The 13834-nt window shown below is 45.9% G+C and carries 10 protein-coding genes; 3 read left to right on the forward strand and 7 right to left on the reverse strand.

What is annotated here, in order from left to right; translation table 11 throughout:
- Positions 1-104: 104 nt before the first annotated feature.
- The 3 genes from ACE1OE_RS19550 to ACE1OE_RS19560 all read right to left on the reverse strand — a co-directional run bounded on the left by ACE1OE_RS19550 (position 105) and on the right by ACE1OE_RS19560 (position 3741).
- The gene (locus tag ACE1OE_RS19550) at positions 105-1121 is read right to left on the reverse strand and encodes an ABC transporter permease (RefSeq protein WP_449212026.1); all 1017 of its coding nucleotides are present in this window, start codon (positions 1119-1121) and stop codon (positions 105-107) included.
- 37 nt (positions 1122-1158) lie between these two features.
- Positions 1159-2652 (reverse strand): sugar ABC transporter ATP-binding protein, encoded by a 1494-nt coding sequence (locus tag ACE1OE_RS19555; RefSeq protein WP_449212027.1) that lies wholly within the window; start codon positions 2650-2652, stop codon positions 1159-1161.
- Between the two features lie 84 nt (positions 2653-2736).
- Positions 2737-3741: a sugar ABC transporter substrate-binding protein gene (locus tag ACE1OE_RS19560; protein ID WP_449212028.1), complete on the reverse strand. Its 1005-nt coding sequence runs from the start codon at positions 3739-3741 to the stop codon at positions 2737-2739.
- A 649-nt stretch (positions 3742-4390) separates the two neighbouring features.
- On the opposite strand from ACE1OE_RS19560, the gene ACE1OE_RS19565 reads away from it, so the two are divergent.
- From ACE1OE_RS19565 to ACE1OE_RS19575, 3 genes are all read left to right on the forward strand, one after another.
- Complete coding sequence (locus tag ACE1OE_RS19565) at positions 4391-6367, forward strand: bifunctional 5-dehydro-2-deoxygluconokinase/5-dehydro-2-deoxyphosphogluconate aldolase (protein WP_449212029.1); 1977 nt, start codon at positions 4391-4393, stop codon at positions 6365-6367.
- A gap of 11 nt (positions 6368-6378) precedes the next feature.
- Complete coding sequence (locus tag ACE1OE_RS19570) at positions 6379-7899, forward strand: CoA-acylating methylmalonate-semialdehyde dehydrogenase (protein WP_449212030.1); 1521 nt, start codon at positions 6379-6381, stop codon at positions 7897-7899.
- A 449-nt stretch (positions 7900-8348) separates the two neighbouring features.
- Entirely contained in the window at positions 8349-8891 is a 543-nt protein-coding gene (locus tag ACE1OE_RS19575; protein WP_449212031.1) for a peptide-methionine (S)-S-oxide reductase, read from the forward strand.
- A gap of 64 nt (positions 8892-8955) precedes the next feature.
- Here ACE1OE_RS19575 and ACE1OE_RS19580 read toward each other — a convergent pair whose 3' ends face one another.
- From ACE1OE_RS19580 to ACE1OE_RS19595, 4 genes are read right to left on the reverse strand one after another with little or no spacing between them, the layout of a single operon-like run.
- The gene (locus ACE1OE_RS19580) at positions 8956-10338 is read right to left on the reverse strand and encodes an ABC transporter ATP-binding protein (protein WP_449212032.1); all 1383 of its coding nucleotides are present in this window, start codon (positions 10336-10338) and stop codon (positions 8956-8958) included.
- Positions 10313-11122 carry an ABC transporter permease gene (locus ACE1OE_RS19585; protein ID WP_449212033.1) on the reverse strand — a complete coding sequence of 270 codons (810 nt, stop codon included), beginning with the start codon at positions 11120-11122 and terminating at the stop codon, positions 10313-10315. Before ACE1OE_RS19585 ends, ACE1OE_RS19580 begins: the two co-directional genes overlap by 26 nt.
- Complete coding sequence (locus ACE1OE_RS19590) at positions 11119-12054, reverse strand: ABC transporter permease (protein WP_449212078.1); 936 nt, start codon at positions 12052-12054, stop codon at positions 11119-11121. Before ACE1OE_RS19590 ends, ACE1OE_RS19585 begins: the two co-directional genes overlap by 4 nt.
- Before the next feature lie 2 nt (positions 12055-12056).
- Positions 12057-13655, reverse strand: a complete 1599-nt coding sequence (locus tag ACE1OE_RS19595) for an ABC transporter substrate-binding protein (RefSeq protein WP_449212034.1) — start codon at positions 13653-13655, stop codon at positions 12057-12059.
- Positions 13656-13834 lie beyond the last annotated feature (179 nt).

Here is a 13834-nt window from a genome sequence, read left to right on the forward strand (position 1 = left end):
TTAGACTAAAATCCTGCTCACCTCGAGATTAAGAGACTGCCTAATTCGAGATTAAGAGCTTAGTTATTTCAAAATTAAGTCAATAAGCGAACGGCATAACTTAATTACTTACTTTTCTTTTGGCGCTTCATATCAAAGATAACGGCCACGACGATGACTAAGCCTTTTACTACTTGTTGCCAGTAGGCGGAAACGTTGAGTAGGTCGAGCCCATTTTGCAACACGCCCATGATCATGGTGCCCACGATAGTGCCTTGAATCGTACCAATTCCGCCAGCGTGTGATACACCACCTACGGTCGCCGCAGCAATCGCATCGAGCTCATACATATTGCCCAGGCCTGGTTGCCCTGAGTTGATTCGAGCAGTCAGGATTAACGCGGCAATACCGGCGAGGAAACCAGCATAGACATAGACAAGAATTTTGTACTTAGTGACATTGATTCCTGATACATATGCCGCTGTTTCGTTACCTCCAATGGCATAGGCGTATTTTCCAAACCGGGTGTAATTAAGAAGTAAATACGTAAACAATGCCATGACGAGGAAGATCACCACTGGCACAGGAATACCACCAAGCGTACCTTGTCCAATCCATTGGTAGGAATCGATGAGGCTACTAATAGGGCGGCCATCTGAATACAGAAGCGCCGCGCCACGAGCGATGATCATCATCCCCAAGGTGGCAATAAAGGGAGGGATACCGGTGTAAGCGATGAGTGCTCCGTTAATCAGGCCACAGAACGCGCCCACACCTAATGCTACTAAAATCGGCACAATGACAGGCAGTTCAGGCAAATTTGGGTACATCCTCATGCTCCAGTCCAAGGTCTGCGCTGTACTGGCTGATACGACGGCCGCAACCGCCAGAACGGAACCTGAAGAGAGATCGATACCGCGAGTGATGATGATGATCGTCACCCCTAACGCAAGTAGACCGATACTGGCCATTTGTGTCATGACGTTGAGTAAGTTAGCAACCGTGAGGAACACCGGAGACAAGATACTCATGACGATACACATAGCCACGAAGACGACGTAGATGGCGTACTTGGATATAAAACGTGTTTTGCTGCCAGTTTGTGGTTGGTCCGACGTGGCTTGAAGAAGTTTAGCTATCATAACTACTTTCCTTGATATGTTGGGCTAGCTTGTGTTCCTAGTTGAACGCTAATGACATGACTTGTTGTTGCGAGGCCTCATGGCCGTCCAGTTCACCTTTGAATTGACCATCGTGCATGACGAGAATACGGTCACTCATGCCGATTACCTCAGGTAATTCAGACGAGATCATGACCAGACTTTTTCCCATGCCAGTGAGCAGGCGCATCAGTTTGTAGATCTCGGATTTTGCGCCGACATCAATACCTCGCGTGGGTTCATCGAGGAAAAGGATGTCGGGCTTAGTCAGCATCCAGCGAGCAAGTAATACTTTTTGTTGGTTACCACCGCTCAAGTTGTCAATCGCTTCTGACATACCAGGCGTTTTTACTTTGAGAGTTGAACACTGTGTTGAGCAATCTTTTTGCATCTTTCGTACATCGAGTAGATTCACCACTTTATTGCGATACGCATCAAGATGGGCAATCGAGGTGTTAGCAAAGATATCCAGCATCAAATAGAGGCCAGAATGGCGACGATCTTCTGTGAGAAAGGCCATTTTGTGGTTGATGGCATCTGTTGGTGTTTTTATTTCAACCTTGTCTCCGTTGATCCAAATCTCGCCAACATCTTTTTTTCTCACACCAAAAAGTGTTTCAATCAGTTCGGTGCGACCCGATCCTACAAGCCCGGCAATCCCAAGGATCTCGCCTTCGTGCAGTTTGAAACTGATGTCACTGAATTGCCCCTCCACCGAGAGGTTTCTGACGTCGAGTCTGACCTTGCCGGGTTTGGCTGTGATCGGTGGGTAAACATCACCGAGATTGCGTCCCACCATCATGTGAACCAACTCGTCGTTGTTGGTCGCCGAGGCTTCTCGTTCTCCAATAAAATTACCATCTCGAAAAACCGTAATGTCGTCACAGATTCGAAATATCTCGTCCATTTTGTGGCTGATATAGACGACGGCCACCCCCTGAGATTTAAGCAGCTCAATAATTTCAAATAAATGATCGACTTCCTTGCCGGTTAGAGCTGAAGTTGGCTCATCCATGATGATGATCTTGGAGTGGTAGGAGATGGCCTTTGAAATCTCAATCATTTGCATGGTTGCGACCGTCAACTCACTCATGGGCGTTCTGGGATCAAGATGCAAATCTAATTTTTCTAATAGCTTGGTGGTATCACGATACATTTTTCCGTGATCGATGAGCTTGAACGGCCCTTTAGTTGGCTCCCTACCTAACCAAATGTTTTCAGCAATACTGCGATGAAGAATAGGGGACAGCTCTTGATGAATCATTGAAATTCCGGCTTCAAGGGCATCTTTAGCACCCGTGAAGTTGACGGTTTCTCCCTGATAGCGAATGGTGCCATCATCTCTTTGGTAGATCCCAAAGAGTACTTTCATTAGGGTGGATTTTCCGGCACCATTTTCACCCATTAAGGCCATAACTCGCCCCTCTTTTAATGTCAGTTGCACATTATCGAGGGCTTTGACTCCGGGGAAGGATTTAGAAATACCACGCATTTCTAATAGGGCTTGACTCATAATTACCGCTCCGTTTGAAATGTTCTATGCACCGCTTCTTGTCCAACGGGAAAAGGGGCATAGAACATATGAGTAAAGGTGGTGTTAACCTTGTTTCGCTTTGAATTCAGCGAGGTTGTCTTTGGTGACGAGTTCTGCAGGAATCCAGGTGATTTTTTCACGTGGTTGTTTATGGATGCCGTTGAGCGCCGCATCAATCGCGCCACGCGCTTGTCCGCCGCCGTCTTGGAATACGGTGGCATCTAATGCACCACTTTCAATCGCCATGAGTCCATCCGGGGTGGCGTCAACGCCGACAACAATCGTGTCATCAAGTTTGCCTGCGGCACGTAACGCCTGAATGGCACCTAATGCCATGTCATCGTTGTTGGCAATGATGACGTCCAGTTTGTCACCTGAATTGATCCAGTTCTCCATAACAACCATGGCTTGCGAACGTTGCCATAATGCAGTTTGCTTGCGGATGATGTTGAAATCAGGTTTGTCTTGAAAGTAGTCCTCAACGCCTTCAGTACGAAGAATTGCCGCTTCAATGGTCATCATGCCCATCAAAATACCGATGTTACCGCCATCACTTTTATCGGCGACATATTTAGCTTGTTCTTTACCGAACTGCAGTTCTTCAGACCCAACGTAAGCAACACCTTCTGGCAAATAAGAAGGGCGACGATTGAGGTAGACCAACTCGATGCCAGCATCCAAAATTTTGTCTGTCATAGGTTGAGTGGCGTCGGTGTTGACCGGAACGAGAATAATGCCGTCGACCTGCTGGATGATGAAGTTTTGGACCTGGCCAAGTTGCTTGACCGTATCTTCTTTGGCATCAACAAAGATAAGTTCAAGATTGTCTTGTTTGGCGGCATAGGCCGTCATTGAATCTTTCATATTAACAAGGAACGTGTCATCAAAGTTTGGAATCGCGACTCCAATTGTGACTACGTCAGACTTTGTTTCTTCGCCACCACAGGCGACAAGACCCATTAAGCTAATGGCGATGACGCAAGCTTGAATGAGGCGCTTCGGCACGTTTTTTACTCGAGTAATTTTGAATGTTATGTATTGCGATAGTCTCGCGATTGCTGATGACATTATATGCCTCCTAGTTTTTATAATGTTGGCGGCCAAATTCGATCCTTTTAGGAAGTGAAATGAATTCAAATTCCATCATATGAAAGCGACTTGACATCAATGTTCCGTCTTTGGAACATTATTTGTTACATTAATTCTATTGAAAAATATTTTTCATTGTTTGCGTGGGGAACTATATGCCGAGAAAGTTAAGAACGCTAGTGTGCATGATAACGTATTGTTAAAATTGTTACATAGATCTTATGGTTATGGCTGATTATGCTTCAAGGTGTTTGCTTAACGTATTGTTTAATAAGGATTAAAAATATGCTTATTTTTTGTGTCAATATAAGTTATTGATTTTAATAATTTAATCCAACTCGTCATGACAAAGATGAAGATGAAAAATAGAGTGAAAAATATTTTCTATAATTTTCATTTTATATCTAATACTAAAGTCTAAGCTTTCAAAGAATGTCGTCTCGATCACTGATGTGAACTAAAAGTTTCAATTTATGTTGATCTTGAAATGAACGTTTCATATAAAGGGGTCAGTAGAATGAAATGTTCATTCTTGGCGTTGATTTAATTTGTTGAAACATGCGGTATTGGTTCTTGGCCGCTTACTGTAAATGAAGGCGACGTCTTGTTATTTCAGTTGGAGCACCTAATGAAGTTGGAAGAAAAAACACTGGATCTGATTTGTTTGGGCAGAGTCGCGGTTGACCTTTATGGGCAACAAGTTGGTGCGCGGCTAGAATCGATGGGGTCATTCTCAAAATATTTAGGCGGGTCGTCTGGTAACGTCGCCTATGGGACCGCAAGGCAGGGATTGAAATCGTCGATGCTCGCTCGTGTTGGCGACGAACATATGGGGCGGTTTATTCGGGAAGAATTGCAATCTGTTGGTGTGGATACTCAGTATCTCATCACTGATCATGACCGATTGACGGCTTTAGTACTGCTCGGTATTAAGGATGAAGAGACTTTCCCATTGATCTTCTATCGTGATAACTGTGCTGATATGGCCCTTAGTGTGGACGATATTTCAGAGTCGTATATTGCATCGGCTCGATGCTTGGCGATTACGGGCACACACCTTTCTCATCCAAAAACGCGAGAGGCGGTATTGCTGGCTTTACAATATGCAAAGAAGCACGGCGTAAAGACGGCGCTGGATATCGATTATCGCCCCGTTCTTTGGGGGCTGACGAGCTTAGGCGATGGGGAGACTCGATTTATTGATTCTGCGAAAGTGACGTCGCAACTTCAACAAGTGTTGCCTCTTTTCGATTTGGTCGTGGGTACTGAAGAAGAGTTTCATATTGCGGGTGGTTCTACAGACACGGTGGCAGCCTTGAGAGCGGTTCGCTCGGTGAGTCAAGCCGAACTAGTGTGCAAACGAGGCGCGTTAGGTTGTTCTGTCTTTTCTGGTAACGTGCCTGAATCATTAGATGAGGGTATCACTATTGAGGGCGTAAAAGTGGATGTCCTTAATGTACTTGGTGCGGGCGATGCATTTATGTCTGGGCTTCTTCGTGGTTACCTCAATAATGAAGGTTGGGAAAAAGCGTGCGCTTATGCGAATGCGTGCGGTGCACTAGTGGTCTCTCGTCATGGCTGCGCACCTGCTATGCCTACCAAGGAAGAACTTGATAATTACTTAGCTCGCGCCCAACACGTATTAAGACCAGACCAAGACGCTCAACTCAACCACCTACACCGAGTCACCACGCGCCGGACTCAATGGGACGAACTCTGTGTTTTGGCGTTTGACCATCGTAGTCAATTTGAACAAATGGCTCAACATGCTGGCGCTGATCTTTCTCAAATCCCTAGGCTAAAATCATTACTCTACCGCGCGTCACAAGAGGTCGCCCTTGAGGAGAATCTAGCCCAAAAGTCGGGTGTACTTTGTGACAGCAGATATGGCCAATCGGTGCTTAATGCGGTGACAGGAGCGGGGACGTGGGTCGGCAGGCCTGTTGAATTACCAGGTTCTCGGCCCTTACAACTTGAGCATGGTGATATTGGTTCACAGCTTCGTTCATGGCCATTGGAACATGTCGTGAAATGTCTTGTTTTTTGTCATCCAGATGATGATCTGACGCTTCGTCAAGCCCAGGAAAAAACGGTTAAAGACGTCTACCAAGCCTGCTGTCAATCCGGCCATGATTTGCTTCTTGAGGTTATCTTACCTAAAGGTTGCGACGCCAACGACGAGCTTTATCTTCGATTAATACATCAATTCTACGCGATAGATGTCAAACCGGATTGGTGGAAATTGCCACCATTGTCGCCTTCTTCATGGACCCAAGTGGAAAGCCTCATTCAAGATAATGACCCTCATTGCCGTGGCGTATTGATACTCGGTTTGGATGCACCTATTGATGAGGTGAAAGCTGGATTTAACGCGGCAGCAGGGTGCTCACTGGTCAAAGGGTTCGCTGTAGGGCGCACAATCTTTGGGTTACCGTCTACCTTGTGGCTGGCAAAAGATATAGGGGATGACGAGTTCGTCGCTCAAGTAAAAACAAACTATCAACGATTAATCACGGCATGGCGCGAACGCCAATTAAACCAGCCGAATGCAAACTCAGCGCATCGTTTTTCACAAACCGAATCTGCCACATTGGTATCAAATTAAGGAACACAGTTATGAAAACCGTATTTAATTTTGTTAATGGTGCAATTAAAGCTACCGTTGGTAATCCGCAACCTCACCGTGTTTCTGCCGTTTTTGACCCAGCAACGGGGCAGCAGACCAAGCAGGTGATACTCAGCGATGAAGCGCAAACTCAACACGCGATTTCGGCTGCTCAACATGCTTACACCGGCTGGGCGAAAACCGCGCCACTAAAACGGGCCCGAGTGTTATTTGCCTTTAAAGCGTTAGTCGAAGAAAATCTTGATCGCTTGGCTCGTTTGATTTCTAGTGAGCATGGCAAGGTGTATTCGGATGCAGTAGGGGAACTGGCACGTGGGCTTGAAGTGGTGGAGTTTGCATGTGGCATTCCACATTTACAAAAAGGCGAGCACTCCTCTAATGTGGGGACGGGTGTGGATAGCCACTCACTGATGCAACCTTTAGGGGTTTGCGTTGGTATTACCCCGTTTAACTTCCCTGCAATGGTTCCCATGTGGATGTTTCCGATTGCGTTGGCAACGGGTAATACGTTTGTATTAAAACCGTCAGAGAAGGATCCTTCTCTGGCAATCGAGCTAGCGCTCTTGCTTAAGCAAGCGGGTTTACCTGACGGTGTGTTCAACGTGGTTCAAGGGGACAAGGAAGCGGTGGATGTTCTGCTAACGGATGAACGTGTTCAAGCGGTGAGTTTTGTTGGTTCAACGCCTATAGCAGAATACATTTATGCAACGGCTTCTGCGCACGGCAAACGGTGCCAGGCATTAGGCGGTGCTAAGAATCATTGCTTAGTGATGCCTGATGCGGATTTAGATATGGCCTCTAATGCCATTATGGGCGCAGCTTACGGCGCGGCGGGCGAACGGTGTATGGCGTTATCGGTGGTGGTCGCGGTGGGAGATGAAACGGCGGACCGATTAATTGATAAGTTACAAACTCAAATAGCAACGATGCAAGTGGGTCCGGGTATCGTTGAAGGTAAAGAAAATGACATGGGACCGGTGATTTCAGCGCCGCACAAACAAAAGATTTGTGACCTTGTCACAAATGGTGTCGAGCAAGGCGCATCGTTGCTCGTTGATGGGCGTGAACTCTCAGTCCCAGGCTACGAGCAAGGTTATTTTGTGGGACCGACACTGTTTGATCATGTCACGCCAGAGATGACCATTTACCAAGAAGAAATCTTTGGTCCGGTGCTCGCCATCGTCCGTGTGCCTAGTTACGCAACGGGATTGGAGCTGATCAATCGCCATGAATACGGTAACGGCACGGCAATTTTCACTCGTGACGGCGAAACTGCTCGTCAGTTTGAAGAAGAAGTGCTTGCCGGAATGGTGGGTGTGAATGTGCCATTACCGGTGCCTATGGCGTTTCACAGTTTTGGCGGATGGAAGCGCTCGATCTTTGGGCCATTAAATATGCACGGTGGCGACGGTGTTCGTTTTTATACACGAATGAAAACCGTGACAAGCCGATGGCCAGCCAGCGTGCGTTTGGAGGAGCACACCAGCAGCTTCAATTTTCCAACGATGTAAGCCTATGTCCGTCATTATTAATTCGTCGCCCAAGGCGACGAATTTTGCCCCAAATAGGTCGTTTTAACATAAAAGTAACTTATCTCTTCTGAAGACGACATAACACCCGAATCTGCTATCGTTTTTACCTATTAAAAGGGGCATAGCCCCTTTAGTTTCCAGCCGTTAATTAATGAATGACGTTATTGCAAACGACATACGTAAAGACTTATTGGGAAGTGGTCACGCTGTCTGAACGAACGCCGGTTCGCCAACCATTTCCGCATGGTTGATTTGTCATGTTAACGACACCTGCGCTCGCCATATCAACTTCGCAAATAACGCTAACGTCTATGTTCATTGTTCGAATTGAAGCCCCATAAATACAGTATTCATCAATCTGATTCTGCTACTCTCATGTAACATGAGTCATTTGACGTAGCTTCAATAGTGATGAAAGGTACCCCTAAATGCAAAATGAAAACGTCAGTAAGATAGGGTTAGGCGGTGGGTGCCACTGGTGTACCGAAGGCGTGTTCGAATCACTGACAGGTATTAAAGAGGTGAAGCAAGGTTGGATAGCCTCAATTGACGATCACGCGGCATTATCTGAGGCTATTGAAGTCTATTTTGATCAATCTGTGATTTCTTTGCAGACATTAATCGAGATACATTTGCATACGCATGCGTCCACATCTAACCACTCTATGCGGGAAAAGTACCGCTCGGCAATATACACCTATAATGACAATCAAAATCAAGAAGCAAAAAATATCGTCGGCGTCTTACAAAGTGATTTTGATGAAGCCATTATCACCCAAGTGCTGCCATTTTATGCATTTAAGGCTAATAAAGATGAATTTCAGCACTACTTATATAATTCGCCGGATAAGCCTTTTTGTAAAACGTATATACACCCCAAATTACGACTACTTCTCGCTCGCTTCAAGAATCAAGTTAATGATGAAAAAATAACGCTATGTTTAGAATTGAAAAATGAAAAAGATAATTGAGCTAAAAGCCAGGCGCGAAGTATTTTTCGCGTTGGCCTTATTATTTTGGGTCGCTACTTATTGATTATAAGCTGATGACCGTGTCACATCGCTTTTCTATCAGGTGAGGATCGTGACTGACAAGAAGTAATGCACAGTTTTGTTTTTTTGCTAAATCGACCAATAAATCGGTCACTTCCTTCGCAATGACTGGATCCAGTCGTGAAGTTGGTTCATCAGCAAACAAAAATACAGGGTCGAGTAGTAATGCTCGTAAAATCGCAAACCGTTGCAGTTCACCGCCGGACACGGCATCGCTTTTACGTTCTAATAATTCAGGCGCCAGATTTAGCTTCGACATTAAAGGCGCAATTCTACTGCGATCTATGTTGTGGAGGGTAATGAGATCCTCTAGCAATACCCCCAAAGACACACTGGATGTAAACGCGGCGGGTGGATCTTGAAAAAGTTTTAGCCATTGATAAGGTTTTGCCTTTGTCGTTTTTTTGCTCACCAGACCTTTAATTGGAGACAGTAACCCAAGTAAGGTGTCGCCTAAGGTGCTTTTTCCGCAACCACTGTCACCGATTATCCCCACGACTTCACCTGCATGAATGGTGAAATCAATACCTTTGGATAATGCTTGTTTATTTCGGCCAATCACTAAGTCGCTCACCTGCAAAACAGGCGTATTCTCATCAAAACTTTTCGCTCGTTCGTCCCAGTTTCTTGGCGTTGCGTTGATCAAGGATCGAGTATAATCGTGTTGCGGGTCATTGAGTATTTGTTCAGCGCCGCCCATTTCGACCACGCTCCCTTTTTTCATTACGATGATATCACCACCAATTTGGCGGGCGACATCGATGTCGTGGGTAATTGTCAGCAAACCGCCTCCCTTGGCGGCGTCAAGAAGTTGGTGGACAATGTCGTTACGGCGATTTACGTCTAAACCTTTGGTGGGTTCGTCGGCTAATATCAGCGTTGCACCACCCGCTGTTGCTGCCGTGACGGCTAGGCGTTGCGCCATACCGCCAGATAGCTGACCGGGGCGCTTAAATGCGCTGTCTGTTAATCCTACTTTATCGAGCTCACTCATGGAATGATGAAACGCTTGCTCTTCACTTTCGTTATGTAAACATTCGTACACTTCCGATACCTGTTGATAGCTAGGCATTAAGGGGTCGAGCGCGTGCCATGGTTCTTGAGGCAGCATGGTGATTTTTTTGCCCCATAGGTTCATTAATGAATGGCGGTCATGATGATTGCCAAATACTTGAATATTACCGCATTGAGATAACTCGCTAGGTAATAGGCCTACCACCGCCTGAGCCAGTAAGCTTTTACCAGCACCGGTTTCACCAAGAATGGTTAATGGCTTGTCTTGATATAGTTTTAATGACAAGGGCTCAAGTAGCACGCTGTCTTTGGTATAAATGGATAAATCAGTCAGTTGAATTAAGAGATTCATGACTCCCTCCTGCTAACAAGTGAAACCCAAGTACCAGTAGCGCGACCACCAATAATGGTTGTGCCAACACCCATGGCGCTTCGCTGTAAAATGGGAAAAGCTCGACAGTCATCAAACCGAGTTCCGCTAGAGGGGGCTGTATCCCGACATAAACAAAGCCAAGTGATGCCATCATGAGTATGGCGTTTGCGCCACTAAAAGCGGCCATTGTGAAAACCGAAGGGGCCATCGCAGGCCAAATATGGCGCTTAAACTGATACCATTTTCCAAACCCCATCATTAAGGAAACCTGTCGCTCAGGACTGTTCATTAGAGTTCGAGTGATGGCTCGGCTAACCCGGTAGTATTCCACCCATAGGACGAGTGATATCGCCAAATACATAATAAAAAATGACCCTGGCACAATGGCGGCCAACATCAAGACCAATACCAACCCCGGCAGCGCTAATACAATGTTGACGATAATCTCGAGAATTTTCTCTACACGACCGCCTGCCCAAGCAGAACCAACGCCGAGTGCGATACCAAGCGTGGCAGAGCTGACTAAACACAGCACGCTAAGTGTAAATGACAGGGTGATGGCGCTGGCCAATCGAGTCATCATATCCCGGCCGAATTGGTCGGTTCCAAACCAATGTTCTGCGTTTGGCGCCATCAGGCGATGAGAGAGCGCTTGCTCACCTATGGTGTAAGGGGACAACCAACTCACGAGAGCTGCAAAAGTAAACAGACCGAATAAAAGAAACAGGCCGACCTTTTGATTTAAATTAAGTATCTTCATCATTCTTCTTGTTGGCCTCTTGGGTCAATCCAGTAACACATCATGTCGACAACGGTATTTAGGGCAACAAATAGCGCGCCCATGGAAAATGCACAACCTTGAATTATTGGAATATCTCGTGCAAAAATCGCGTGCGCTAACCCATGCCCAATGCCTGGCCATGAAAACAGCGATTCAATCATAACGATCCCTTCGATGACACTGACTAACTGAATGCCAATAAATGCAACGACTGGAACGGCCATGTTACGGATGCCGTGACGAAAAAAAGTAGACCTCTCTCGTAGTCCTTTCACTCTCGAAAATAAGTAAAATGGCGAGCGTAAAACGTGGCGAACACTGTTAAAAACGACTCGATTTGACACGGCGGCTAAGCTGACCGCAAGCGTTAAACTTGGAAGAACGGCATGTTGCCAAGTGCCAAATCCAGCAACAGGTAATAGCTTGAGTTCCATTGAAAAAATGAGAATCATAACTAAACCGAGAACAAATACTGGCATTGCCTTTGTGAATGTAGAAAGCCAGACGACCAGTGAGTTAAAGCGCCCCTCTTTTTTGGCCGATAACGTCCCTAACGGCAGAGCGATCATTATTGATAAGGCAATACCAACGCCTGCGAGTATTAATGAGTGTCCTAGCTGATGCTGTACTGCCTCACTGACAGGCAAGCCACTGACTAAAGAGTGACCTAAGTTAAATTGCAACAAGTCCGCCATCCAATCGACGTAGCTGCTAAACCACCCCTGATCAAGATTTAACTCTTGCCGAACGAGTTCCGCTGCTGCTGAGTCCACGTTATCTTGGCCGTATCGTCCCGCCGCGATACGGTGTGCCATATCACCAGGAAGGCTGCGCATCATAATAAAGGTAAGCGAGCCTACTCCCCACGTGACCAAGATGAGTTGAGTGAGGCGGTTCCTAATCAGTGACCACAACATTACTTCAGCTCCATTTGGTTGATAAAGTAGTCACGTTCAAATGGGTCAAACCTAAAGTTTTTAACTCGCTTATTAACGCCAGTGTTTTCTGTGTAACTCGTAATGGCGAATACCGGTGCTTCTTGATAAATAATAGTGGCGACTTTTTGGCTTAGTTCATACGACGTCTTAGGATCCGGCGAGAGGATGAGCGCTTCCATCGCTTGGTCCACTTCAGAATTGTGCCAATTCATGGCACCCCAATCACCACCTCCATGGGTAAAGTCGTTATTCATAATAGATAGAGGGTCGCCGGTTGTACCAAAGTTTCTAGCGATTAAAGCCACTTCTAAGGAATCATCATTGTGACCTGCTGGAATCATGCTTGAGTTAGTGACGTCAATTTTAAGCTTCACACCCAGTTTCGCCCATTGTGCTTGGATTGCTGTGGCAACGGCTGTTAACTCTGGACGATCTGCATACGTCATCATGGTGAGTGTAAATGGCATACCATTACGCTCTAGTAAGCCGGATGCATTACGCGTCCAACCTAAGCCAGCGAGCAGTTCATTGGCTTTATTTAAACTGTATTCATCGCGATCTGCCTCTTCTATATGCCACTGTGACAAAGCACTTGGCATAATTTGAACCGTTTCCGAATTGTTGGCATCGAGCACATTGCTGGCGATGGAAGAGCGATCGATTGCCAGGCTAAGCGCTTTGCGAGCGGCAATAGAGTCAAGACATGGGTGACTAGAGTTAAGCTTAACCATCAATGTACGAGGCATTATCGTGCTATGCAACACAGCTTCATCGCTCTCTTGTTGCCCAAGCATGGAAGCACCAAGGGTAAATACGATATCCGCTTCACCCGATTTTGCTTGTAAAATGCGGCTTTCAACACGATGGCCCGTTAGGTAAGTCGCATATTTGATCGTTGGCTTGTGTCCCCAATAGTCGTTGAACTTCTTAACGGTCAGCTTATGAGGCGGCGCGAACTCAGCCACCTGATACGGTCCCGAGCCGTACAATGTGCCAATAGCGCCATTGATTTTATAGGAATCGGGCGAGAGGATAGCCGTGGAATAGTGCGTTAATAGTGATGTGAAGGCCGTATATGGCTTTGCTAATGTTATTTGGACTTCATTGTTACTGACGGCGGAAATATTGGTTATCTCCGCCGTATTTAATACGCCATGCTTACGTTGGGCAAATTTTAAAGAATTTACAACCGCTTCAGCATCCATCTCTTGTCCGTCATGGAATTTTACGCCGCTTCGTAAAGTAAACCGCCAGATTAGATTATCGTCACTGCTCTGCCAGTTTGATGCGAGTCCTGCGATAATCGCTCCCTTGTCATTGATGTTAAGCAGTGTTTCGAGCACTTGCATTCTGGTGTAGATATAACCATGCAGAGATGGGTCGATAGAGGTGAATTCCCAAGGTCCACTGATAGCGAGCGTGTTTTTTTTTGAGGAGTCACTTAGATCGAATTCTGGTTTGTTCTCGCTGGTTGCTATGATTGCAGCCAGTGCTAAAGCAGCAGAAACGACAACTAATATGGTACGGCGTACACGTTGCTGTTTTTTTATCGAGTAAGCTGAAGATATGTGGTTCATAACCGACCCTTAATGGTTAAATTGATTCTGATATAGTGACAATGGCAAACTTGATAAAATGACGTTTAGTAACACCATGACTTCATTGGTATTAGGTTAATAATAGTTAAAGTGCATAGAGCAATGCTTAATAGGCACTCTTATAACGTTTATTATTCTGATCATTAAATATTCGATAG

The organism is Vibrio sp. E150_011 (assembly GCF_053544015.1).